General features: G+C 64.4%; 23 protein-coding genes and 1 pseudogene. 13 read left to right on the forward strand and 11 right to left on the reverse strand.

The features are described from left to right. Positions 1–33: 33 nt before the first annotated feature. A complete protein-coding gene (flbT, locus tag JJB99_RS14445) occupies positions 34–459 on the reverse strand; it encodes a flagellar biosynthesis repressor FlbT (RefSeq protein WP_200499379.1) in 426 nt (141 codons plus the stop codon). 323 nt (positions 460–782) lie between these two features. Between flbT and JJB99_RS14450 the strand changes: the two genes are divergently transcribed. The 4 genes from JJB99_RS14450 to flaF all read left to right on the forward strand — a co-directional run bounded on the left by JJB99_RS14450 (position 783) and on the right by flaF (position 8837). Next, positions 783–3065, forward strand: a complete 2283-nt coding sequence (locus JJB99_RS14450; protein WP_200499380.1) for a DUF1522 domain-containing protein — start codon at positions 783–785, stop codon at positions 3063–3065. 323 nt (positions 3066–3388) lie between these two features. Continuing rightward, complete coding sequence (locus JJB99_RS14455) at positions 3389–5698, forward strand: DUF1522 domain-containing protein (protein ID WP_200499381.1); 2310 nt, start codon at positions 3389–3391, stop codon at positions 5696–5698. A 245-nt stretch (positions 5699–5943) separates the two neighbouring features. Further along, positions 5944–8184 (forward strand): DUF1522 domain-containing protein, encoded by a 2241-nt coding sequence (locus JJB99_RS14460; protein ID WP_200499382.1) that lies wholly within the window; start codon positions 5944–5946, stop codon positions 8182–8184. 284 nt (positions 8185–8468) lie between these two features. Next, a complete protein-coding gene (gene flaF, locus JJB99_RS14465) occupies positions 8469–8837 on the forward strand; it encodes a flagellar biosynthesis regulator FlaF (RefSeq protein WP_200499383.1) in 369 nt (122 codons plus the stop codon). Positions 8838–8904: 67 nt separating this feature from the next. Here the strand turns inward: flaF and JJB99_RS14470 are convergent, their stop codons facing one another. From JJB99_RS14470 to JJB99_RS14485, 4 genes are all read right to left on the reverse strand, one after another. Beyond that, the gene (locus tag JJB99_RS14470) at positions 8905–9264 is read right to left on the reverse strand and encodes a hypothetical protein (RefSeq protein WP_200499384.1); all 360 of its coding nucleotides are present in this window, start codon (positions 9262–9264) and stop codon (positions 8905–8907) included. A 159-nt stretch (positions 9265–9423) separates the two neighbouring features. Beyond that, positions 9424–9921: a hypothetical protein gene (locus JJB99_RS14475; protein WP_200499385.1), complete on the reverse strand. Its 498-nt coding sequence runs from the start codon at positions 9919–9921 to the stop codon at positions 9424–9426. An 11-nt stretch (positions 9922–9932) separates the two neighbouring features. Continuing rightward, entirely contained in the window at positions 9933–10313 is a 381-nt protein-coding gene (flgJ, locus tag JJB99_RS14480) for a flagellar assembly peptidoglycan hydrolase FlgJ (protein ID WP_200499386.1), read from the reverse strand. Further along, a complete protein-coding gene (locus JJB99_RS14485; RefSeq protein WP_200499387.1) occupies positions 10313–11437 on the reverse strand; it encodes a flagellar basal body P-ring protein FlgI in 1125 nt (374 codons plus the stop codon). Before JJB99_RS14485 ends, flgJ begins: the two co-directional genes overlap by 1 nt. 284 nt (positions 11438–11721) lie before the next feature. On the opposite strand from JJB99_RS14485, the gene JJB99_RS14490 reads away from it, so the two are divergent. Further along, positions 11722–12135, forward strand: coding sequence for a flagellar assembly protein FliX (locus JJB99_RS14490; protein WP_200499388.1), 414 nt, complete (start codon positions 11722–11724; stop codon positions 12133–12135). 159 nt (positions 12136–12294) lie between these two features. Here the strand turns inward: JJB99_RS14490 and JJB99_RS14495 are convergent, their stop codons facing one another. Further along, on the reverse strand, positions 12295–12666 hold the full coding sequence (locus JJB99_RS14495; RefSeq protein ID WP_200499389.1) for a winged helix-turn-helix transcriptional regulator: 372 nt from the start codon (positions 12664–12666) through the stop codon (positions 12295–12297). 149 nt (positions 12667–12815) lie between these two features. Here JJB99_RS14495 and JJB99_RS14500 point away from each other — a divergent pair, with 149 nt between their 5' ends. Both JJB99_RS14500 and dksA read left to right on the forward strand, forming a co-directional pair. Then, on the forward strand, positions 12816–13427 hold the full coding sequence (locus JJB99_RS14500) for an NAD(P)-dependent oxidoreductase (protein ID WP_200499390.1): 612 nt from the start codon (positions 12816–12818) through the stop codon (positions 13425–13427). 212 nt (positions 13428–13639) lie between these two features. Then, positions 13640–14005: an RNA polymerase-binding protein DksA gene (gene dksA, locus JJB99_RS14505; RefSeq protein ID WP_085966600.1), complete on the forward strand. Its 366-nt coding sequence runs from the start codon at positions 13640–13642 to the stop codon at positions 14003–14005. Positions 14006–14288: 283 nt separating this feature from the next. Here the strand turns inward: dksA and JJB99_RS14510 are convergent. Next, positions 14289–14686 (reverse strand): annotated as a pseudogene (locus tag JJB99_RS14510) (winged helix-turn-helix transcriptional regulator). Between the two features lie 91 nt (positions 14687–14777). Between JJB99_RS14510 and JJB99_RS14515 the strand changes: the two are divergent. Both JJB99_RS14515 and JJB99_RS14520 read left to right on the forward strand, forming a co-directional pair. Continuing rightward, entirely contained in the window at positions 14778–15806 is a 1029-nt protein-coding gene (locus JJB99_RS14515) for an SDR family oxidoreductase (protein ID WP_200499391.1), read from the forward strand. An 84-nt stretch (positions 15807–15890) separates the two neighbouring features. Next, the gene (locus tag JJB99_RS14520; protein ID WP_200499392.1) at positions 15891–16670 is read left to right on the forward strand and encodes a 2-keto-4-pentenoate hydratase; all 780 of its coding nucleotides are present in this window, start codon (positions 15891–15893) and stop codon (positions 16668–16670) included. A gap of 292 nt (positions 16671–16962) precedes the next feature. Here the strand turns inward: JJB99_RS14520 and flgH are convergent, their stop codons facing one another. The 4 genes from flgH to flgF are packed head-to-tail and all read right to left on the reverse strand — an operon-like array spanning position 16963 to position 20447. Next, positions 16963–17727, reverse strand: a complete 765-nt coding sequence (gene flgH / locus JJB99_RS14525) for a flagellar basal body L-ring protein FlgH (RefSeq protein WP_200499393.1) — start codon at positions 17725–17727, stop codon at positions 16963–16965. 3 nt (positions 17728–17730) lie between these two features. Continuing rightward, complete coding sequence (gene flgA / locus JJB99_RS14530; RefSeq protein WP_200499394.1) at positions 17731–18870, reverse strand: flagellar basal body P-ring formation chaperone FlgA; 1140 nt, start codon at positions 18868–18870, stop codon at positions 17731–17733. Positions 18871–18880: 10 nt separating this feature from the next. Further along, positions 18881–19669 carry a flagellar basal-body rod protein FlgG gene (gene flgG, locus JJB99_RS14535; RefSeq protein ID WP_200499395.1) on the reverse strand — a complete coding sequence of 263 codons (789 nt, stop codon included), beginning with the start codon at positions 19667–19669 and terminating at the stop codon, positions 18881–18883. A gap of 16 nt (positions 19670–19685) precedes the next feature. Next, complete coding sequence (gene flgF / locus JJB99_RS14540; RefSeq protein ID WP_200499396.1) at positions 19686–20447, reverse strand: flagellar basal-body rod protein FlgF; 762 nt, start codon at positions 20445–20447, stop codon at positions 19686–19688. A gap of 381 nt (positions 20448–20828) precedes the next feature. Here flgF and fliL point away from each other — a divergent pair, with 381 nt between their 5' ends. The 4 genes from fliL to JJB99_RS14560 are packed head-to-tail and all read left to right on the forward strand — an operon-like array spanning position 20829 to position 23773. Next, positions 20829–21326 (forward strand): flagellar basal body-associated protein FliL, encoded by a 498-nt coding sequence (fliL, locus tag JJB99_RS14545; RefSeq protein ID WP_200499397.1) that lies wholly within the window; start codon positions 20829–20831, stop codon positions 21324–21326. Between the two features lie 30 nt (positions 21327–21356). Continuing rightward, complete coding sequence (gene fliM / locus JJB99_RS14550; protein WP_200499398.1) at positions 21357–22559, forward strand: flagellar motor switch protein FliM; 1203 nt, start codon at positions 21357–21359, stop codon at positions 22557–22559. Further along, positions 22556–23002, forward strand: a complete 447-nt coding sequence (locus JJB99_RS14555; RefSeq protein WP_200499399.1) for a DUF6468 domain-containing protein — start codon at positions 22556–22558, stop codon at positions 23000–23002. The genes fliM and JJB99_RS14555 overlap by 4 nt, the downstream gene beginning before the upstream one ends. 9 nt (positions 23003–23011) lie before the next feature. Beyond that, a complete protein-coding gene (locus tag JJB99_RS14560; protein WP_200499400.1) occupies positions 23012–23773 on the forward strand; it encodes a MotE family protein in 762 nt (253 codons plus the stop codon). Positions 23774–24032: the final 259 nt, after the last annotated feature.

The following is a 24032-nucleotide window of genomic DNA, read 5'->3' on the forward strand; positions in this document are numbered from 1 at the left end:
CCGGGGCGTTGTGCTTTGAGACGTGCGAAGCGCTCAGGCGGCGGAGCTGACGTCGCCTTTGGGATGGGCGGCCTCGAACTGCTCGCGCAGCTTGTCTTCATAAGCGATCAGCTTGCGGGCCTCCTTGAGGGCCCGGTAGAGGTCGCCGCTCATGATGTTGTTGTTGATGCCCTCGATGATCGGCCAGGAGCTCGGCACCGCGGTAACGATGTCGCGGACGAGGTTGAAATAAGTGCCGTGCTGGGTCTGCGGATCCGGCGAGATGTACATCAGCTGGACCGCCAGATAGACGAGCTTGGCCGGCGTATCGGCTGTCTCGGGCGTGAGGATGTCGCGCTCGCGCAGGATCGGCACGTTGTCGCCGTCGATCAGAAGGCGGGCGCGCTGGTCCGTGTTGGTGATCACGGAGTTACCGACGATGATGCGCTCGTGCGGTTTGAGTTCGACCTTGAGAGCCATGCCTGTTCTCCATCAACCCTTTTGTAACGAGCGGCACGCGTGCCAGTGAACGACAACTGCCAGCCCTGATTTGGGTCCAATCCTTGCTGAATGTGGTTAACGGCTCGTAAAGATCCGCGCTCGCGTCCAAGAACATAGCGATGTCAATGGCTTGAGCGGACGAAAAGCCCTGCGCTGCAAGCGTGCGGCAAGGCGCTTTGGGTCCGACGCGGACAAACCCGAGGTTTCATTTCACGGATTGTTAGAGGCTCGGAGGCACCGTCCGCCGGTCGTTTGATCAATCTCGGTCAAACAGGACGCGTAGCTACCAGAAAGGTAACAGTATGTCCGGTATCGTTCTCTCCTCCTCGGTTCGTCAGAACCTGCTCTCCCTCCAGTCCACCGCCGATCTGCTCGCCACCACCCAGTCGCGTCTGTCGACCGGCAAGAAGGTGAACTCGGCGCTCGACAACCCCACCAACTTCTTCACCGCACAGTCGCTCGACAACCGCGCCAGCGACATCAACAACCTGCTCGATGGCATCGCCAACGGCGTGCAGGTGCTGCAGGCCGCCAACACCGGCATCACCTCGCTGCAGAAGCTGCTCGACTCTGCGAAGTCGATCGCCAACCAGGCGCTGCAGACCACGGTCGGTTATTCGACCAAGTCGAACGTCTCGACCACGATCGCGGGCGCGACCTCGACCGACCTGCGCGGCACCACGACCTATTCCAGCGCGACCGCGCAATCCAACGTGCTGTTCTCCGGCGCGGCCGGCGGCGCCACGGCGGCGACCGGCGCCACCACCCTCGGAGGCACCATCGGCAGTGTGACTGGCCCCACAGTCGTGAAGGACAACCAGGGCACCCCGGCGAACATCACCGCCTCGACGCTGCTCTATGGCGACGGCGCAGCGCTGGCCACCGCAGGTCTGAGCACCGGGGCTGCAACTCAGTTCACCGACGGCACGAGCTTCACGGTCAACGGCCATTCCATCACCTTCAAGTCGGGCGCTGCCCCGGCGGCGGCAAGTGCTCCGGCCGGTTACGGCGTCAGCGGCAACATCGCCACTGATGGCAGTGGCAACTCGATCGTCTATCTCGGTGCGAGCGCGACCAACTCGACCGCGACCGTCGGCGACGTTCTCTCCGCGATCGATCTCGCCAGCGGGGTCAAGAATGCTGTTGTCGCTTCGGGTGCTGCAACGATCACCACGAACACCAGCCAGACCCCGTCGTCGATCACCGGTGGTCAGATCACGCTCGAGACCTCGACAGGTGCTGACCTCTCCGTCGTCGGCAAGGCCGACCTCTTGAAGACCCTTGGTCTGACCACTGCGACCGGCTCCGGCAACGCGACCATCACCGCGTCCCGTACAACCGCCACGGGCAGCCTTGCCTCACTGATCAGCGACGGCTCAACGCTGAACGTCAACGGCAAGACCATCACGTTCAAGAACGGTGGCACGCCGGCTGCTGCGAACGTGCCGACCGGGTCCGGCGTCACCGGCAACATCGTCACCGATGGCAGCGGCAATTCGACCGTCTACCTGAACAAGGGTACCGTCGCCGACATTCTGACCGCGGTCGATCTCGCCACTGGGGTGCAGACCGCGACCATCGCTTCGGGTGCTGCGACCCCGGCCACAGCCAGCGGCCAGACCGCGTCCTCGATCGTGGCTGGCGCGCTGCACATCTCGACTGGTGCGAACGCGGATCTGTCGATCACCGGCACGGGCAACGCGCTGTCGGCGCTCGGTCTGACCGGCTCGACCGGCACCGGCACCGCCTTCACGGCGAGCCGCAGCGCGGCCTCCGGCGGCGTCTCGGGCAAGACCTTGACCTTCACCTCCTTCAACGGCGGCACGGCGGTCAACGTCACCTTCGGCGACGGCACCGGCGGCACGGTCAAGACGCTCGATCAGCTCAACACGGCGCTGCAGGCGAACAACCTGTCGGCCACGATCGATGCCAACGGCCTGCTCACGGTATCTGCGACCAACGACTATGCGTCCTCGACGCTCGGCTCGGCCGCCGCCGGCGGCACGATCGGCGGCACGATTACCTCGGCCTTGACCTGGTCAAATGCCACCGCGCCGGTTGCTGACGCGGTTGCCCAGGCCACTCGTACCAACCTGGTGTCTCAGTACAACAACATCCTGACCCAGATCGACACGACCTCGCTGGATGCTTCGTTCAACGGCGTCAACCTGCTCAACGGCGATCAGCTCAAGCTGGTGTTCGACGAGACCGGCAAGTCGAGCCTGAACATCACCGGCGTGACCTTCAACTCGAAGGGTCTCGGTCTGGCCGGCCTGGTGCAGGGCACCGACTTCATCGACAACTCCGCCACCAACAAGGTGTTGACGAATCTGAACAAGGCCTCGAGCACGCTGCGTTCGGAAGCTTCGACCCTTGGTTCGAACCTCTCGGTCGTGCAGGTGCGTCAGGACTTCAACAAGAACCTGATCAACGTGCTGCAGACCGGTTCGTCGAACCTGACGCTGGCCGACACCAACGAGGAAGCGGCCAACAGCCAGGCGCTGTCGACCCGCCAGTCCATCGCGGTCTCCGCGCTCTCGCTGGCCAACCAGTCGCAGCAGAGCGTGCTCCAGCTGCTCCGCTAATAGCGGCTGACATCGTAATCAACTCATGGCGGCGGGGCTTCGGCCCCGCCGCTTTTTTTGTTGGCGTTCGGCTTCGAAATACCTCCGGCAGAGCTCCGGAAAGTAACCGTCGGTTATGGTTAATGGAGCGTAAGCGCAGAGAATCGCCAATGATTTCAGTCTGATTGCCCGACCGCGTGGCGCCGCTCGCCAGTTTATGGTGAATCGGCGCTTATGTGGGCAAGGCTCGTTTCACCCTTTGTTAGCCATGTCCGCGCAGGCTGTGCCCGTCACTCGATCCGAAGCGATCGAACGAAGACGCGTAAACCAGAAGGGTAAGAGTTATGTCCGGTATCGTTCTCTCTGCGTCGGTTCGCCAGAACCTGCTCTCTCTCCAGTCCACCGCCGACCTGCTCGCCACCACCCAGTCGCGCCTGTCGACCGGCAAGAAGGTGAACTCGGCGCTCGACAACCCCACCAACTTCTTCACGGCGCAGTCGCTCGACAACCGTGCCAGCGACATCAACAACCTGCTCGATGGGATCGCCAACGGCGTGCAGGTGCTGCAGGCCGCCAACACCGGCATCACCTCGCTGTCGAAGCTGCTGGACTCCGCGAAGTCGATCGCCAACCAGGCGCTGCAGACCACGGTCGGTTACTCCAGCAAGTCGAACGTCTCGACCACGATCGCCGGTGCGACGGCCTCCGACCTGCGCGGCACCACGACCTACACCAGCGCGACCGCGCAATCCAACGTGCTGTTCTCCGGTGCTGCCGGCGGCGTCACCGCGGCGACGGGCTCGACCACGCTCGGCGGTACGGCCGCTTCTTATGTCGGGACCGCGGCGGTCAATGACAACCAGGGCACCCCGGCGGCGATCACCACCTCGACCCTGATCTATGGTGACGGCGCTGCCCCAGCCACCGCAGGTCTGAGCACGGGCGCAACCTCGCTCTTCACCGACGGAACGACGCTCACGGTCGACGGCCACTCGATCACGTTCAAGGCCGGCGCAGCGCCGGGCGTGACCGGATCACCCAATTCCTTGCCGGCTGGTTACGGCGTGGATGGCGGCGGTACCGGCAGCATTGCCACCGACGGCAATGGCAATTCGATCGTCTATCTCGGTGCAAGCGCGACCAACTCGACGGCGACGGTCGGCGACGTCCTGAAGGCGGTTGACCTTGCGGCGGGCACCCGCGGTGCCACGATCGCGGCCGGCGTTGCCACGATCAATGCCAACAACACCAGCCAGACCGCAGCTTCCATCACCGCCGGCAAGATCACGCTGAACAGCTCGACTGGCGCCGATCTCAGCGTCGTCGGCAAGGCTGACCTGTTGAAGGCGCTCGGTCTGACCACTGCGACCGGCTCCGGCAACACGACCATCACGGCGGCCCGGACCACGGCCACCGGCAGCCTTGGTTCGCTGATCAGCGACGGATCGACCCTGAACGTCAATGGCAAGACCATTACGTTCAAGAACGGCGGCACGCCGGCCGCGGCCAATGTGCCTACGGGATCTGGCGTCACCGGCAACGTCGTCACCGACGGCAACGGCAACTCGATCGTCTACCTGAACAAGGGCACCGTGGCCGACATCCTGAGCGCGGTTGATCTCGCCACCGGCGTGCAGACCGCAACCATTGCTTCGGGTGCTGCGACCCTGTCGACGGCCAGCGGCCAGACCGCGTCCTCGCTGGTTGCCGGTTCGCTGCACATTTCGACCGGCGCGAACTCGGATCTGTCGATCACCGGTTCGGGCAACGCATTGTCCGTGCTCGGCCTCACCGGCTCGACCGGCACCGGCACCGCGTTCTCGGCGAGCCGCTCCGCGTCGGCCGGCGGTGTTTCGGGCAAGACCTTGACCTTTGCCTCCTTCAATGGCGGTACGGCGGTCAACGTCACCTTCGGCGACGGCACCGGCGGCACGGTCAAGACGCTGGATCAGCTCAACACCGCGCTTCAGGCCAACAACCTGACGGCCACGATCGACGCTAACGGCCTGCTCACGGTGTCTGCGATCAACGACTTTGCGTCCTCGACGATCGGATCCGCCATCGCGGGCGGTGCGATCGGCGGCACGATCACGACGGCCCTGACCTGGACCAACGCGACCACGCCGACTGTGGATGCCGTCGCTCAGGCCACACGCTCCAACCTGGTTGCGCAGTACAACAACATCTTGACGCAGATCGACACGACCTCGGTCGACTCGTCGTTCAACGGCGTCAACCTGCTCAACGGCGATCAGCTCAAGCTGGTGTTCGACGAGACCGCCAAGTCGAGCCTGAGCATCACAGGTGTGACCTTCAACTCGAAGGGGCTCGGTCTGGCGTCGCTGGTCCAGGGCACCGACTTCATCGACAATTCGGCCACCAACCGCGTGCTCACCAGCCTCAATTCGGCCTCGAGCACGCTGCGCTCGCAAGCCTCGACGCTGGGTTCGAACCTCTCGGTCGTGCAGGTGCGTCAGGATTTCAACAAGAACCTGATCAACGTGCTGCAGACCGGCTCGTCCAACCTGACGCTGGCCGACACCAACGAGGAAGCGGCCAACAGCCAGGCGCTGTCGACCCGCCAGTCGATCGCAGTTTCGGCGCTGTCGCTGGCCAACACGTCGCAGCAGAGCGTGCTCCAGCTGCTCCGCTAATAAGCGGCTGAAATCACAAACTAAAACCGGCGGCGGGGCTTCGGCCCCGCCGCTTTTTTTGCGTGTGCCGGAGGGTGCAGAGTCCGCGGATCCGGGGCGGAGGAGGGCGCTAACCCGGCATTAACCGTATCCCTTAAACCGCCGTTAACCATACTTTAAAGGACAGCCCCTAAAACTGGACAAAAGCCCGCTTTCCAGATCGGCGAGCCCCCGATTCGTATCCGGTTCAAAAGGAAGACCCGCCAATGTCCAACATCGTTCTCTCGGCGTCAGTTCGCCAGAACCTGTTGTCACTGCAGTCGACGGCCGACCTGCTGTCCACGACGCAGCAGCGCCTTTCGACCGGGAAAAAGGTCAACACCGCGCTCGACAACCCGACCAACTTCTTCACCGCACAGGGGCTGGACAACCGGGCGAGCGACATCAGCAATCTCCTCGACGGCATCAACAACGGTGTGCAGGTGCTGCAGGCCGCCAACACCGGCATCACCTCGCTGCAAAAGCTGATTGACAGCGCCAAGTCGATCGCCAACCAGGCGCTCCAGACCACGGTCGGCTATTCGACCAAGTCGAACATCTCGACCACGATCCCCGGCGCGACGCCGGCCGATCTGCGCGGCACGACGAGCTATACCTACGCAACGGCAACCGGCAATGTCGTCACCAACGGTACCGCCGGCGGCACCACACCGGCCACCACCGCGACCACGCTCGGCGGCATCTCGCAGTCGCTGGTCGGTTCGGCTGCTCCTGATGGTGCCGGCACCGCAGCAAGCTTGGCGCCGGGTCTCACCCTGCTCGGCACGCCCAGCGCGACTACCATCGCCACGAACGGCGCTCCGTCGGATGGCGATGTGCTCGTCGTCGACGGCAAGACCATCACCTTCAGGGCCGGCGCTGCGCCTGCGGTCGCCAACGTTCCTGCCGGCTCCGGCAAGAACAACAACATCGTCACCGACGGCAATGGCAACTCGACGGTTTACCTCGGCACAAACGCCGCTCCGGCCGCAACCGTCCAGGATGTGACGGATGCGATCGACCTTGCGAGTGGTGTGCAAAAGGCTGCCATCACGGGCGGTACCGCGACGCTGTCGAACTCGTCCGGCGCCAACGCTTCCATCGCTTCTGGTGTTCTCACCCTCACCACTGGTACGGGCTCCGACCTCAGCATCACCGGCAAGGCCGACTTCCTCAAGGCGCTCGGTCTGACCACCGCGACCGGCTCCGGCAATGTCAATGTGACCAAAGCGCGCCTGACGACCTCGGCGACGCTGGGCACCCTCGTTCAGGACGGTTCCACGCTCAATGTGGATGGCAAAACCGTCACGTTCAAAAACGCGGCTGCGCCTGCTGCCGCTCCGACGGGGTCGACCAAGATCGGCAACATCGTCACGGACAACAATGGCAACTCCATTGTCTATCTCCAGGGCGCAACCGTTCAGGATTCGCTGAATGCGATCGACCTGGCATCGGGAGCCGGCACCGTCAGCGGCGCCGCCGTGGTTGCGGCAAGCGGTTCGTCGCTGTCCTCGGTCGTGAACGGCGCTCTCAAGCTCAGCACCGGCACCACGGCGGATCTGTCGATCACCGGAACGGGCAACGCGCTGTCCTCGTTCGGTCTGACCGGTCCCACCGGCACCGGCACGGCCTTCACCGCGGGACGCGCGCCGGGAGCAGGCAGCATCTCGGGCAAGACCTTGACGTTTACCTCCTTCAACGGCGGCACGCCGGTCAACGTCACCTTCGGTGACGGCACCAACGGCACCGTCAAGACGCTCGACCAGCTGAACTCGCAGCTCCAGGCGAACCACCTCACGGCGACGATCGACGCCAACGGCGTGCTCACGATCACCACCGTCAACGAATACGCCTCTTCGACGCTCGGCTCGGTGACCGCCGGCGGCGTCGTCGGTGGCACGATCACCGCCACGGTTGCCTTCACGACGGCCCAGCCGCCGATCCAGGATCCGGTCGCGCAGACGGCGCGCTCGAACCTCGTCAACCAGTTCAACAATATCCTGGCGCAGATCGACACGACGTCGCAGGACGCCTCCTTCAACGGGGTGAACCTGCTCAACGGCGATACGCTGAAGTTGATCTTTAACGAGACCGGCAGCTCGACGCTCGGCATCAATGGCGTGGTGTTCAACGCGGCGGGCCTTGGCCTTTCCAACCTCGTCAACGGCGTCGATTTCATCGACAACGGTGCCACCAACAAGGTGCTCGCGAGCCTCAACGCGGCCTCGAGCACGCTGCGCTCGGAAGGTTCTGCGCTCGGCTCCAATCTCTCGATCGTGCAGGTGCGTCAGGACTTCTCCAAGAACCTGATCAACGTGCTGCAGACCGGCTCGTCCAACCTGACGCTGGCCGACACCAACGAGGAAGCGGCCAACAGCCAGGCGCTGTCGACCCGCCAGTCGATCGCGGTCTCGGCGCTGTCGCTGGCCAACCAGTCGCAGCAGAGCGTGCTCCAGCTGCTCCGCTAGTTTCGCATCGCAGGATACTGAAACGTCACGGCGGAGCTGATGCTCCGCCGTTTTTATGGAGATCGCTAAGGCAGGATTAGCCGAGATTGATGCGCATCATGCGAGGCGTGTTTACACCACCCATGTGCGCATCTAGCTTCGCTGACGAAGGACTCCGCGGCCCGTAATAATGCGGAGGGCTTCCAAGCACACACGTAAGCAAATCTTAAGCGGTGCTGCCTAGGGTTGGGAAAGAAATCCTTAAGCGCGTTCAACGGGCTAGGTAAACCTCCAAGGTGTGATTGATGTCGAATTCCGCTGCCTCGGCTTACGCGCGCGTCGCAACGACCACCGCCTCTCCCCGGGACATCGAAGCGCAAACCCTGCTGAAGGCCGCCAACAAGCTTCAGGACGCCGTCAACAGTGCCGATCCCTTCAGCGAGTTGACCAGTCACGCCCTGATGTTCAACCGCAAGCTCTGGACGATCTTCCTGAGCGAGGCGATGCGCGACACCAATCCGCAGCCGATCGAAGTCCGGCAGAAGATCGCCAACATCAGCGTGTTCGTTCTGAGCCAGACCGCCGCGCTCCAGATGAGCCCGCAGTTCGATCACTTCCGCCCGCTGATCGAGATCAACCGCAACATTGCCGCCGGTCTGTCCGGCCGTCCGTGAGGACGTAACGGCGGTCAGTCGCGGCCGTCAGCCCGACGTCATCGCCGCCACGCACGACACCTGAACGTCAGGCGCTGACATCCGTATTGAGCGGACGCGAGGGCTGGGACTTCAGATCCTCTGCATGGAAATAAGCCCGCCGGCGCAGCATCGCTTCATCGGGGAACTGGTTGACCACTGCATCGGTCTTGTCGTTGACCACCTGAAAAACGAACGAGGCGGCCGCCTGGTCGAACACGACCTGGCGCGAGATATTCTGATTGTTCGGGAGATCGTTGCGCACGGCCGCGCTCGTATCGCTCGCGGCGACCGTTTGGCTGACCGGCAAATCAGTCTGCACGGCCTCGTTCGCCGCCGAATTCGACGTCGGCACGATCTGCGCGGGGGCCGGTATCCCCACCGGCCGGATGCTGAAATCTGTACTCATGGCAGCCTCCTGGTTGCCTCACGTGAGTCAAATCCCAACCCCTCTCAATGCGCAACCATGGAACACCAGGATTGAACACCCGGTTAGCAAACGTGCCTAACCGCGCGACGATGTCGCCGCGCGGCTTTTCGTAAAATTGTCGTTTGTGATTGCGTGCGCTCAGAGCGAGCGGCTGACCGCGAGCGGCGTGATGTGACGCGGGCCCGGAGCTGCGCGGCGGCCGGCCGCCGTATAGGTATTCGGCACGTTACGCTTCTGGATCTCGGCATTGACGCCGCGTACGACGCTCTCGGAGACCGCATGCGCGGTCGCGAGCACGGTGAGATTGACCTGGAGCATCGCGCGGAACGCATCGTGGTGGCGATGCAGCGTCGACAGCAGCTCGGGCGCGGATTTCGCCAACTGGGCCTGGTTCGCCTTCAGCTCGCTGACGGCGCCGACGTAATTGCGCGACAGCTCCTGCTTCTTGCTCTCGAGCGTCATCGCCTCGCGGACCTTGCCGGCGCGAACGAGCTCGGTCTCGCGCTCGATCAGTCCGAGCAGGGCGTTCATCGCATCCATCAGCTGCTCGGCGAGCTTGCGCGCCTCAGTGCCGCCGGGCGCGGCGTTCGCTCGCTGTGCTTGCATCGGCTGACGGGAGGCGTTGAACTGGTTCATCTCGTTTGACCTTATGCCGTGCGGATGGTTTTGGCCTGCTGCATGATCAGGGTGCGGTAGACTTCGGTGGCGACGCCGACGCCGCCGGCCTTGGCGAAGTTCTTGGAATATTGCTCGGTCAGCATCGAGCGCCACACGCCGGTGCCTGGCGTATCGCCGAACGGGCCTTCGCCCTTCAGGCTAGATGTCATCTGCGAGAACATGCTGTTGAGAAACATCGCCTCGAAATCGGTGGCGGTCTTCTGCGCCTTGGACTGCTGCTGCGGCGAGACCTTTTGCAGCGCTGCGGCGAGCTCGAAGTCAGGCCGGCCGTTGCGGCTCTCGACCGAGAAGGCGGGGTTCGACAGAGCGGCGGCGGGGGCGCGCGAGGTGTTGATCGTGCCGGTCTGCATCACATCACCTCGATGTCAGCTTCGATCGCGCCGGCGGCCTTGATCGCCTGGAGGATGCTGATGAGGTCGCGCGGGCCGATGCCGAGGCCGTTGAGGCCGTCGACGAGCTGCTGCAGCGAGACGCCGTCCTTGACGAGGGCGAGCTTCTTGCCGTCCTCGCTGACGCTGACGCTGCTGCGCGGGGCGACCACGGTGCGACCGCGCGACAGCGGGTTCGGCTGGCTGACCTGCGGGCTCTCGGAGATGGTGACGGTGAGGTTGCCCTGCGCCACCGCGACGGTGGCGACGCGGACGTCGCGGCCCATCACGATGATGCCGCTGCGTTCGTCGATGACGATCTTGGCGGCGAGGTCAGGATCGACCTGGAGCTGCTCGATCTCGGTGAGAAAGGCGACGACGTTGCCCTTGAATTCCGGCGGGATCGCAAGCTGCACCGTCGAGGGATCGATCGGCTCGGCGGTCTTGACGCCGAGATAGTCGTTGATCGCGGCCGCGATCCGCTTGGCGGTGGTGAAGTCGGCATTGCGCAGCGCCAGACGCACGTTCGGCAAGCGGTTCAGCGCGAACTCGATCTCGCGCTCGATGATGGCGCCGTTGGCGATGCGGCCGACCGTCGGCACGCCGCGGACGATTTTCGCAGCTTCCCCCTCGGCCTGGAAGCCGGAGATCGCGAGCGAGCCCTGGGCCACCGCATAGACGTTGCCATCCGCGCCGAGCAGGGGAGTGACGAGCAGGGTGCCGCCGCGCAGATCCTTGGCATCGCCGAGCGCGGAGACGGTGACGTCCATGCGGGTGCCCTGGGTGGCGAAGGCTGGCAGGTTGCCCGTCACCATCACGGCGGCGACGTTGCCGGTGCGGATAGTGGCGCCGCGGATATTGACGCCCATGCGCTCGAGCATCGCTTGCAGCGACTGCTTCGTGAAGGGGATGTTGTTGAGCGTGTCGCCGGTGCCGTTGAGGCCGACGACGAGACCGTAGCCGATGAGCTGGTTCTGCCGCACGCCTTCGATATTGGCGAGGTCCTTGATGCGCGAGGTCGCGCTTGCAGACGTGACCGAGAGCGCCAGCGCTGACAGCGCGGCACAGGCCACCCCAACAATCCTCACCCAACGAACGCCTGGCATCCTCTGCTCCCCAAGGCTTCTCAAAAGCCTCCTTTAAAATCTCGGACCAAATTCGACACTCCCATGACGAGCTGGTCCGACGCTTTCCTTGCGAGGGCTGTGCCAACGCTGGGTAGCAGGGCCAGATCGCTGAATAGGTTGAATAAATCTGTTTCGACCGGTGTCAGCGGCCGTTGTCCCTGAGGAGCGAAACTGCCGCCTGTCGGCAGATTTTGCCGGGCTGTTTACGGCCCGTTAACCATAAAACGGCGAATGTGGCGCATCGATCACCCGGATTGTTTCCGATGCGCATCTACGGACCGAACGGCACCACGCTTGGAACGCCGGCCAGCCAGGCCAGGCGGACGAGCTCCGGCACCTTCGTGCTGCCCGACACCTCGTCGGCGCAGGAGACGCGGAGCGCTGCGGCGCCGAAGGCCACCGCCAACATCGACGGACTGCTCGCGCTGCAAGGCATCGAAGAGAATCCCGTCGAGCGCCGCAGGCGCTCGGTCGCCCGCGGCAAGACCGCGCTCGATGTGCTCGACGATCTCAAGATGGGCCTCTTGTCCGGCAATCTCGACGCCTCGACCGTGATGCGGCTGCGCGATGCCGCAGCGAACCTGAAGTCGTCCTCCGGCGATCCCGGCCTCGATGCCGTGCTGTCCGAGATCGAGCTGCGCGTCGAAGTCGAGCTGGCGAAGGCCGGGCTGGCGTAGTCCGGCCCACCAAGCTGTCGTCGTCCGGCTTGACCGGACGACCCTGTATTCCAGAGACAGCTGTTTTAAATCGAGAGGCCGCGGCGTACTGGATGCCCCGGCCAAGCCGGGGCATGACAGCGGAGTTTGCAGCAGCAAGCCAACAGCCAGTGCTCTTCGTTACGCCGCTTCGTCCTTCTGCTGCGCGTCGTAACGACGCTGGGCGGCGAGCACGTCTTTCAGATTCTGCTCGGCCCAATCGCGCAAGGGATCGACGGCGGCGGCGAGCGTGACGCCGAGCTGCGTGATCGAATACTCCACGGTCACCGGCACGGTTGCGATGGCGCGGCGTTTGATCAGGCCGTCGCGTTCGAGCGATTTCAGAACCTGGCTCAGCATCTTCTGCGAAATGCCTTCAATCGTGCGGCGTAACTGATTGAAGCGCATCGCCTCCTCGCGCAGCAGCAACAGGATCAGCACGGCCCATTTGTCGCCGACGCGGTCGAGGATCTGGCGCGTGGGGCAGTTCGCAGCATAGACGTCTGGCTTCATTGTTGATCGTCCTCAAGATCGATTCAGGTTGCGCTCGTCGCGCCAGTTACTCCCGCGTAATCAGGTAAGCACAAAGTGCTCTCTTAACACCAGCATTCTTTGCGATATCTGGTAACGATTGGTTACTATAGAAGCAAAGGAAGCCTTCCATGAAAATCGCAATCGCCGGCGCCTCGGGCCGTGCCGGGTCGGAGGTCACCAAGGAACTGTCCCGCCGCGGCCACAGCGTGACCGCCATTGCCCGCCATCCCGAGAAGATTGCGGCCCTGCCGAATGTCACACCCACCAGGGGGGATGTGCTCGACCAGGCCGGCCTTGCCAGCCTGTGGGGCGGGCACGACGTCGCTGTGAGTTCCGTGCACTTCCTGGCCAGCGACCCGCTTAAGTTAATCGGTGCGGCGAAGGACTCCGGCGTGGCCCGTTATCTCGTCGTCGGCGGCGCCGGCAGCCTGGAGGTTGCCCCGGGAGTGAAGCTGGTCACAACTCCCGGTTTTCCTGCCCAGTACAAGGCGGAAGCCGAAAAAGGTTCCGTCTTCCTGGAGCTGCTTCGGCAGGAGAAGGACCTGAACTGGACCTTCATTTCGCCGTCGGCGCTGTTCGTCGAGGGCGAGCGGACCGGCAAGTTCCGGCTTGGGACCGATCAGCTTCTCGCAGATGCGAACGGCAAGAGCTGGATCAGCTTCGCGGACTACGCCATTGCGCTCGCCGATGAGATCGAGCGCCCAGCCCATCCGAGGCAGCGCTTCACGGTCGGCTACTAGGCTTTCGGCCCCAGGTCCTGCAGGATAAACCTTCCTGTGCAAGGGCTTGGGGGCGCCAGCCGGGCGGTCAGGGAAACATTGTCTGTCACAGGAGGCCGCTATATAAGGCCCCGCTCAACGGACCCCGTTCCGTTCAGCGAGTCGTTGCTTAGACAGATGGGCCGCCCTTGGAAAAGTTGAAAAACTACCGACCGACCGAAAAAGAGCCTTTCATGAACGACCGGCAGAAGGAGTACTTCCGTTTGAAGCTCCTGGCCTGGAAGGATGAGATCCTCAAAGAGTCCAAGCTCACCCTGCAAGCCTTGCAGGAGGAGAACGTGAACCACCCCGATCTTGCCGATCGGGCCTCGTCCGAAACCGACCGCGCCATCGAACTCCGCGCCCGCGACCGCCAGCGCAAGTTGATCGCCAAGATCGACGCCGCGCTCCAGCGCATCGAGGACAACACCTACGGCTATTGCGAGGAAACCGGCGAGCCGATCTCTCTGAAGCGGCTCGAAGCACGGCCCATCGCGACGCTCTCGGTGGAAGCGCAGGAGCGCCACGAGAAACGCGAGAAGGTGTACCGCGACGAATAGAGCCCGGGCCGCAGAGTTGCGGCTCTTTGTTTTTGGGATGCAGGGCGCCGTTTCGCGCCGCGACTTGCGTTTTGCCTGTCGCCTGCGCCCGCGCGCATCAACGGGCGAGCGCAATCGCGAAAAGTGAATCGCGATCAATGGGCTAGAGTCCATTCCTCCGAGCTCACGTGAATTCGGATGAGAAACAGCCTTCACTTGAGGTGGTGGAGATTTTGCGAGTCGCATCAACGAGATCGACTCGCATGTTGCGACGGCGATCCAGCTGCACCAAGCATCGTTGCAATCAGATTTGTCGCGACGCCGCAAGGCGCGCATCTCCATAAAGCCTCGACCAGCTCAATATTTCCTTAAACGGCGGCAACAGGCCGTAAGCCGCTCCGTCAGCTCGTGCTCGACCCGCAGTGGCTTCTCCGCGAAGACGGTGCGCGACACCAGTCGATCCTGCGCGAGCTCGCGCAGCTGCGCGGTCAGCATGTGCTGGGTGATGCCGCCGATCGACCGCCGCAACGTGCCGAAACGGACCGCGCCGTTCATCAGCGCGAACAGGATCTCCAGTTTCCACTTGCCGCCGAGCGCGTGGATGGCGCGCTTGAAGTCGGCGAGCAGGGCAGGGTCCGGGCTGCAATCGCAGTCGTCGTCGCAGACATTGGTCAGGTTTTCCATACCGGTCTCGAAATCCATTCTACTTGTTCGCCGGGAGATAGTGACCAGATGCGGCTTTGAGCAGGGTGGCGGGACAATTTGCCGGCCCGCCAACACGAGGGAATTGGCAATGAGCACTGTTCTGGTCACCGGCGGGTCGGGCTTCCTCGGCATCCATGTCGTCCTGCAACTTCTGGCCGCCGGCCATACGGTGCGAACTACGGTGCGCCGGCCGGACCGGCGGGATGATGTGCTGGCGATGCTGCGCGAGGGCGGGGCGGCTGCGCCGGAAAGCCTGTCCTTCTTCACCGCCGACCTCACCGCGGACGAAGGCTGGCGCGAGGCCGTCGCCGGCTGCGATTACGTGCTCCATGTCGCTTCGCCGCTGTCAACCAGCGTGCCCAAGGACGAGAACGACATGATCATCCCGGCGCGCGACGGCACGCTGCGGGTGCTGCGCGCCGCACGCGATGCCGGTGTCAAACGGGTCGTCATCACCTCCTCAGTCGCTGCGATCGGCTACGGCCACCCGCCACGGGACAAGCCATTTAATGAGACCGACTGGACCAACCTCGATGGCGCGGATCTGCAGCCGTACCCGAAATCCAAGACGCTGGCCGAGCGGGCGGCCTGGGATTTCATCGCGCGCGAGGGCGGCGGACTCGAATTATCGGTGGTCAATCCCGCCGGCATTTTCGGACCCGTGCTGGGGCCGGACTTCTCCGGCTCGATCGAGATCGTCAAATCGCTGCTCGACGGCGCCATGCCGGCGGTGCCGCGGGTCTATTTCGGTGTGGTCGACGTGCGCGACGTCGGCGACCTGCATTTGCGGGCGATGACCGCGCCCGAGGCGAAAGGCGAGCGCTTCATCGCGGTCTCCGGCGAGACGATGTCGATCCTCGACATCGCCAAGGTGCTGCGGCGGGAACTCGGACCGCGGGCGCGCCGCGTTCCGCGGCTCCAAGCCCCGGACTGGCTGGTGCGGCTGGCCGCGACCCGGATTCCTTTGTTGCGCGCGGTCGTGCCGATGCTCGGCAAGGTGCGGCATTCCACCAGCGCCAAGGCGACGTCGCTGCTCGGCTGGGAGCCCCGTTCCAATGTCGAGGCGATCCTCGCGACGGCCGAGAGCCTGGTCCGGCTCGGCCTGCTCAAGGGGTGAGGGCACGCGCCACCCGCGCTTGTCACGCCGGGGCGGGGATGCTGAAGTGCCGCCCTCGATTGGGTAGCGTGGGAGGCGGCGCCGATGGACAAGATTCTCGAAGCCGCAAAGGCGATCGCGCTGGCGCGCCGCAACCATGCGCCGCTCGCGGCGCTGGAGCGTCCTCCCGCAGATGAGGCCGAGGGTTACCTGGTCCAGCGCGCGCTGCATGATCTCTTGCTGCCGCATGTCGGGCCACTGGTCGGCTACAAGATCGGCTGCACCAGCCAGGTGATGCAGGACTATATCGGCATCCCGCACCCCTGCGGCGGCGGCGTGTTCCAGAAGGGCGTGCATGAGAGCGGCGCGAAGCTCGCGGCCTCCGACTACGTCCGCGTCGGCGTCGAATGCGAGATCGCGGTGCGGTTCAAGCGCAATCTCGCCGCCGGCGAGGCACCGTTCACGGCCGAATGGGTCGGCGAGGCCGTCGAGGCCTATCATCCCGCGATCGAGATCGTCGACGATCGTTATGTGAAGTGGGAGACGATGGGCGCGCCGACGCTGATCGCCGACGACTTCTTCGCCGCCGGCTGCGTGCTGGGCGAGGCGGTGCCGCGCTCGTCGGTGCCGGACCTCAAGGCGGTCAAGGGCCGCGCCATCGTCAACGGCGAAGAGGTCAGCCACGGCACCGGCGCCGACGTGCTCGGCCATCCCCACAACGCGCTCGCCTGGCTCGCCAACCACCTCGCCGCGGAAGGCAAGGGCTTGCATGCGGGACAGCTCGTGCTGACGGGGAGCCTGGTGAAGACGCTGTGGCTGAAGGCCGGCGACAAGGTTCGGATGGAGCTGGACGGGCTGGGCGTGGTCGAGGCGGAGTTTACGTGAGAATGCATTCTCCTCCGTCATTCCCCGCGAAGGCGGGGAATCCAGTACGCTGCGCCGTATCGACTAAGCACTGACGTCTTGGAGTACTGGATCGTCCGTCTTCGCGGAGGATGACAGCCGAGGGCTTGGCTTGCGCTACCGCTCATCATGATTGCTGACAGCAGACTGGGCGCCCCAAAACACCACCGCCAAAATACAAACGGCCCTCGCCAGGGGAGCTAGCGAGGGCCGCGTCGTACATCGTCGTTCGCGCCTAGGTTCGCGAACACGATGTGGGAGCTCTTACAGAAGGCTAGAAGGGCAGCAGCACGTCCATGACCTGCTGGCCGTAGCGCGGTTGCTGCACGTCCGTGATCTGGCCGCGGCCGCCATAGGCGATGCGGGCCTGCGCGATCTTGCTGGAATCGATGGTGTTGTCGCTCTGGATGTCTTCGGGGCGGACGATGCCGGCGACCACGAGCTCGCGGATCTCGTAGTTGACGCGGATCTCCTGCTTGCCTTCGACCACGAGGTTGCCGTTCGGCAGCACCTGGGTCACCACCGCGGCAACGTTGGTCTGCAAGGCTTCCGTGCGGTTGACGCTGCCCTTGCCGTCGCTGGAAGCGGTGGAGTCGGCGGTGAGGATGCGGCCGGGCAGCACCTTCTGCGCCTGGACGCCGAGGGTCTTGCCGCCGATGAAATCGGTGATGCCGGAATCTTCCTTGTTGGTGCGGCTGCGCTGGGTCTCGTTGGAGAGGTTGGCCTTGTCGGTGATGTTCACGGTCACGGTCAGGAGGTCGCCGACATGGGTCGCGCGCTGGTCCTTGAAGAAGGCCCGGCTGCCGTTGCGCCACAAGGAGTTCGGATTGTAGGACGCGACTTCCGGCTTCGGCATCGGCATCTGCACCGGCTTGTAGCCGGGCTGCGTCGTTGGATTGTCGATCGCCGACAGCTTGGGTTGCTCGCCGATCTGCGACAGGCGGTCGATCGAGGAGCAGCCGCCCAGCACGGAAGAGGCCAGCAGTAGGGCAGAGATCGCGATGCGACGAAGACGGGAAGCCGAACTGAACGAGGACATGACTTACTCTGACTTGGCTGGAGCTTGCGAGGCGCGAACTTGCGGGATCTGGGCTTGGGCGACCTGGGCCGGCGACGCGGGGGCCTGGACCAGGTTTCGGACGAGGGCATCGGTGTTGACGGGGGCGGGCGCTTCGTCGCGCCTAAGCGAGGAGGTCTGCTCGACCGCAGCGGCCATCGGCGCGGACTGGCTCGCGCCCTGGACCGTCACCTGGCCGCGGCCGGTAACGGTTCCGGTCAGGGTGCGCTTGGTTTGCAGATTGAGGACGCTGACGGTGTCGCCCTCGGCGCCGCTCTCGATCGCCTTGCCGCGGGTGGTGAGATAGATCCCGGGGACCTGGTAGATCACGGTGACGCTTTGGTCGCGCTGCACGAAGTCGGGCTTGACGATGTCGGCGACGCGGATCGGCGTGCCCGCGCGCATCGGCCGGCGCAGCTGCATGCCGATGGTCCGCTCGCGCGTGGCGGGCTCGCCGCTGACTTCGGCCTTGGGCCGGCGCTCCAGCGCGATGTCGGACGATTTGAGGAGGTCGGCGCGGTCGATGTCGCGCGTCAGCACGGCCACTTCCACCGTCTCGATCGCGGTGCCGGTGAAGCGCAGCTTGGTCGGCGTCGGGTTGCTGTCGTTGCTGACCTCGAAGGCAACGTCGAAACGGCCGCTGCGGGCGTCGTAGCGGGTTGCGACCGGCTGCAGCGCGCCGGTATTGGAAGCATCCAGCCGCATGTCGGAGACGCCGCGGTCGAAGGTGACGGTGATGTTGGCGGCCTCGCCAAGGCCGAAGCGGCGCTCCAGCGCGGAAGCCACCGCGGTCTCGAGGTCCTTGTTGGCGAGCGTGCGGGCGAGGCGGGTGACCTGCACCTCCTTGAGGTCGCCGGTCATCACGCCGATGACCTGCTTGGCGCGCAGCACGCTCAGCACTTGCGCGACCGGCAGCGCGCCGGTGGTGCCGAGGTCGGGCGAGCGGTAGACCGGGATCAGCGCGGTTGATCCGGCGTTGTCGATGAGGTCGCCGACCCGCACCACGTCCGAGGTGACGGTGACGCTGGCGCGCAGCGTCGGCGCTGCGATGACGTCGTCGGCAGCCTGCGCCGGCAGGGCCAGCACCAGCAGAGCGGAGATCGTGGCGATTGTGGTGCGGATCATCGTCATCACCTCAGCGGAACAGCGCCGTGGTCGATTGCATCATCTGGTCGGCGGCGCTGATCACCTTGGCGTTCATCTCGTAGGCGCGCTGCGCGGCGATCAGGTCGCTCATCTCCGAGACGACGTCGACATTGGCCTGCTCAAGGCTTCCTTGCGTGATCTTGCCGTAGCCTTCGGCGTTCGCGGTGCCATCCTGGGGCGGACCGGAGGAGGGCGTCTCGGTGAACTGATTGCTGCCGACCGGCTGGAGCCCGGCCTTGTTGATGAAGCGGGTCAGGCCGATCTGGCCCTGGATAGTCGAGGTCGACGAGCCCGGCAGGGTCACCGAGACCTGGCCCTGCTCGTTGACGGTCAGGCCGGAGGCGTTGTTCGGGATCGTGATCGTCGGCTGCACCGGGTTGCCCTGTGCGGTGACGACGCGGCCCTGATTGTCCATCTGGAAGGTGCCGTCGCGGGTGTACTGGTAGGTGCCGTCGGGCATCAGGATCTTGAAGAAGCCCTCGCCTGATATCGCGAGGTCGAGATCGTTGCCGGTCTGCGACAGCGTACCTTGCGTCATGCTGCGCGGCGTACCGACGGTCTTGACACCGCCGCCGATGTCGACGCCGACCGGCACGATGGTGCCCTGGTCCGAGGCCTGTGCGCCGACGCGGCGGACGTGCTCGTAGATCAGGTCCTGGAACGCCGCAGTCTGCTTCTTGAAGCCGGTGGTGCGCAGGTTGGCGATGTTGTTGGAGATCACCTGGACGTTGAGTTCCTGGGCCGCCATTCCGGTCGCAGCGGTGTGGAGCGCTTGCATGTCAGTTCTCCTTCAATCAGGCCGGAACGTCGGCGAGCTTCTCGATCGCCGATTTGTGTAGGTCGCTCTGCTGCTGGAGCAGGTTCGCGATCGCGGTGTAGCTGCGCATGACTTCGACCATGCGGCTCATCTCGCCGACCGCGTTGACGTTCGACTTCTCGATGTAGCCCTGCTGCACGGTGGACTTGGCGTCGGCCTGCTGGGTCGCCGATCCCGCGCTGTAGAGATTGGCGCCGAGCTTGGCCAGCTTGGCCGGATCGTCGAACGACACCATGCGGATCTTGCCGCGGATCGAGTCGGTCTTGGCGGTGCCCTCGAGCACGGTGATGGTGCCGTCGGGGGCGATGTTGATGTCGTGATCGGTCGGCTGGAAGGTGATCGGGCCGCCGGTGCCGAGCACGAGGTTGCCGTCGGAGGTGACGAGCTGGCCGGTGCTGCTGAGCGTGAACTTGCCGTCGCGGGTGTAGCGCTCGGCGCCATTGGCCTGCACCGCGAAGAACGCGTTGCCGGAGATCGCCATGTCGAGCGGGTTCTTGGTCGGCTCCATCGGCCCCTGGCCGACGTCGCGGAAGGTGCCGCGGTCCTGCACATAGGAGACCCGGCGATCGGAGCCGATGAAATTGTCCTCACGTGCGTTCGAGTTGAGGTACTCCTCGAACAGCGAATGATCGGCCTTGAAGCCGTTGGTGTTGGCATTGGCGACGTTGTTGGCGATGACATCCATCTGCCGTTCCAACGTCATCTGCCGCGACAAGCCGATCAGAAGCGCGTTCTGCATCGGAAATCTCCCCTGAGTGGATCTGCCACCTCGCTCTCCCAAGCGCCTGGGCTGACCCGTGAACGAGACCGTCAGGTTCTCCCAAACCCTTCCGTCTCGGTCCTCTCTCAGCGAAAGCCGTGCCAACTTTGAAACATGTGAAGTTTCAATATGTTGTCGATTTTTCGAGGACGCTGGCAGGCGGCAGAAAGGTTCTGTTAGCCATGTTTGCCCGGCAGATTTTTCCTAGCGGAGGCCCGATCGAAAGGTTCCGTTAACCATTATTACCGTAGCGTTTGCGCGTAAGAGGAGCGCATTGCGCTGGGGCATTTGTATCGCGTCATTGTCTGCCAGGAGGCTTCGCTCTTTCGATCCTAATGAGATGAGCGAGTTCGATCGGCCATGGCAGACAATGAAGCGGAAGGCGGCGCAGCCACCGACGGCGCAGAATCCGCTCCGCCCAAGAACAAGCTGAAGCTCATTATCATCGCGGTCGCCGTGCTTGCCATTCTCGGCGGTGGCGCCGCGACCTGGTTCTTCTTCTTCCGCCATGGCGAGGACGAGCATCATGCCGAGGCGGCGCCGCCCAAGCCCCCGGCCTTCGTCGACGTTCCCGACATGATGGTCAACCTCGCCGGCGCGCCGGGCGAGCGCGTGCAATATCTGCGGCTCAAGATCGTGCTGGAGCTGAAGGAAGAGAAGCAGATCGAGGCGATCAAGCCGACGATGCCGCGCGTCACCGACATCTTCCAGACCTATGTGCGCGAACTGCGTCCCTCCGACCTCAACGGCTCCGCCGGCATCTTCCGCCTCAAGGAAGAGCTGACCAAGCGGGTCAACGCGGCGGTCGCGCCGATCCAGGTCAGCGCGGTGCTGTTCAAGGAGGTCGTGGTCCAGTGAGGATGCTGCGGAAGGGTGTGGGCTAGCGTCATGGCCGGCAACGAGCAAATGGACCAGGATGCGATTGCCGCCCAATGGGAGGCATCGCTCGATTCCGAGGATCCCGCGGAGGCCGCCAAGGCCGCTGCCGAAAACGAATTATCGGAGACCATGGCCCTGCAATGGGCGGCCATGGTCGAGGACGGCAGCCGCGATCTCGGCGGCGGCAAGAATTCCGGCGAGCGGGTGCTGTCGCAGGAGGAGATCGACAATCTCCTCGGCTTCACCGTTGGCGACGTCACGCTCGACGACCATTCCGGCATCCGCGCGATCATCGATTCGGCGATGGTCTCCTACGAGCGTCTGCCGATGCTCGAAATCGTCTTCGACCGTCTGGTGCGGCTGCTGACGACCTCCTTGCGCAATTTCACCTCCGACAACGTCGAAGTCTCGCTCGACCGCATCACCTCGGTGCGTTTCGGCGACTACATGAACTCGATCCCGCTGCCGGCCGTGCTCTCGGTGTTCAAGGCCGAGGAGTGGGAAAACTTCGGCATGGCGACGGTCGATTCCAACCTGATCTACTCGATGATCGACGTGCTGCTCGGCGGCCGCCGCGGCACCAGCCAGCTCCGCATCGAGGGCCGGCCCTACACCACGATCGAGACCGAGCTGGTCAAGCGGCTGGTCGAAGTGGTGCTTGCCGACGCCGAGCAGGCGTTCCGGCCGCTCTCGCCGGTGACCTTCACGATCGACCGGCTCGAGACCAATCCACGCTTCGCCGCGATCAGCCGTCCCGCCAATGCCGCGATCCTGGTGCGCCTGCGCATCGACATGGAAGACCGCGGCGGCAATATCGAGCTGCTGCTGCCTTACGCGACCATCGAACCCATCCGGGGCGTCCTGCTCCAGATGTTCATGGGCGAGAAGTTCGGCCGCGATCCGATCTGGGAAGGCCATTTCGCCACCGAGATCGTGCAGGCCGAGATCGCGGTCGATGCGGTGCTCTACGAGGCCGACATCCCGCTCAAGCAGCTGATGCGGCTCAAGGTCGGCGACACCCTGCCACTGGACATGCGTGCGGATGCCAACGTGACCGTGCGCTGCGGCAGCGTCACGCTGACCGAGGGGCGGATGGGGCGGGTCGGCGACCGCGTCGCGATCCGCGTGACGAAACCCTTGCGCAAGCCAAGTACGACACTTGCGATGTTCGAGAAGGTCGACGAGCAGAACAAGATGATGGAGGCCCCATGAACCACTCCCTGGGAATGGCGATCGAGACGCTGGTGGCTGTCCTGCTGATGCTGACGATCGTCTACTGCGTCATGCTCAACAAGCGCCTGACGCGGCTGAAGGCGGACGAGCATTCGCTCAAAGCCGTCATCGGCGAGCTGATCACCGCGACCGAGATCGCCGAGCGCGCGATCGGCGGGCTGAAGCTCGCCGTCCGCGACGTCAACGAGAACCTCGGCAGCCAGCTCGCCGCGGCGACGCAGATGTCCGACCAGCTCTACAAGCAGCTTGGCGAGGCTGACAACGTGGTGCGGCGCCTGTCCAAGATCGCGATCGCCGCGCGCCCCGTCGCCAATCAGGAAGCGGTCGCCGCGCCCGCAGCCAAGCCCGCGTCGGCCAAGGCGGTCGCGGCCGCGGCCGAAGCCTTCTCCGAGCGCCGACGATCCAACGGTCTTGCCGCATAAAGTCAGGGTATGAAGTCCTTTCGTAACATCCGCGTCATTCCGGTGGTTCTGGTCGCCGTCGCAGGTCTTGCCACGCTCAAGGTCGCGGGCCTCGTGATCAATGGCGGCTACGTGTTCGACTACAAGCCGAACCAGGCCAAGAAGTCCTGGGCGCAGGAGAATCTGAACTTCCCGACCGGCCGTGAGGACCCCGACATCACGGGCTCGACCCATGGCGCGCCGAAGGAGGTGCCCAAGCCGGCCACGCCCGAGACCAAGCCCGAGGGCACCGTGGTCAAAGTCGAGGAAGCCCAGCCGCAGGTCTCGGCCTCCGAGCGCGCGATCCTCGAGCGCCTGCAGGCGCGCCGCCAGGAGATCGAGGCCCGTCAGCGCGAGATCGACATCCGCGAGAGCCTGCTGAAATCGGCCGAGAAGCGCATCGAGAACAAGGTCGAGGAGATGAAGGCGGTGGAAACCCGCATCTCCGCGACGCAGGCCGAGCAGAAGGCCGCCGAAGCCCAGCGCATGAAGGGCCTCGTGACCATGTATGAAGGCATGAAGCCCAAGGATGCCGCGCGGGTGTTCGACCGGCTCGAGATGGGCGTGCTGATCGAGATCGCCTCGGCTATCGCGCCGCGCAAGATGTCGGACATCCTCGGACTGATGTCGCCGGAGGCCGCCGAGCGGCTGACGGTCGAGATGGCCCGAAGAGCCAATGGCGGCGGGGATCAATCGGCCTCCGCCGGCGACCTGCCCAAGATCGACGGCAAGCCGACGCAAAAGCCGAATTGAGCGCTCGAGCGGCGCGACAACCTGCGCGCAGTCGCGCGGTCGTTCCACCTGCAGGCGGCTAGACGCCTTGCGCGTCTAGCTCGCGAACCGCTGTTGAACCCTGTGACCAGTTGAGCTCAGCGGTTTCTCGACAGGAAGCAGGGCCTCGCAGTGCTGCTTGATCAGCGCCGCCTCCGTCATTCGAGTCACGAGATGCAGGGTGCTGTGGCAGCAGGAGCACTCATACACCTTCAGGGCGTAGCCCCGCGCGATTGGAAAG

It is taken from the genome of Bradyrhizobium diazoefficiens (assembly GCF_016616235.1).
Classification (GTDB): domain Bacteria; phylum Pseudomonadota; class Alphaproteobacteria; order Rhizobiales; family Xanthobacteraceae; genus Bradyrhizobium; species Bradyrhizobium diazoefficiens_H.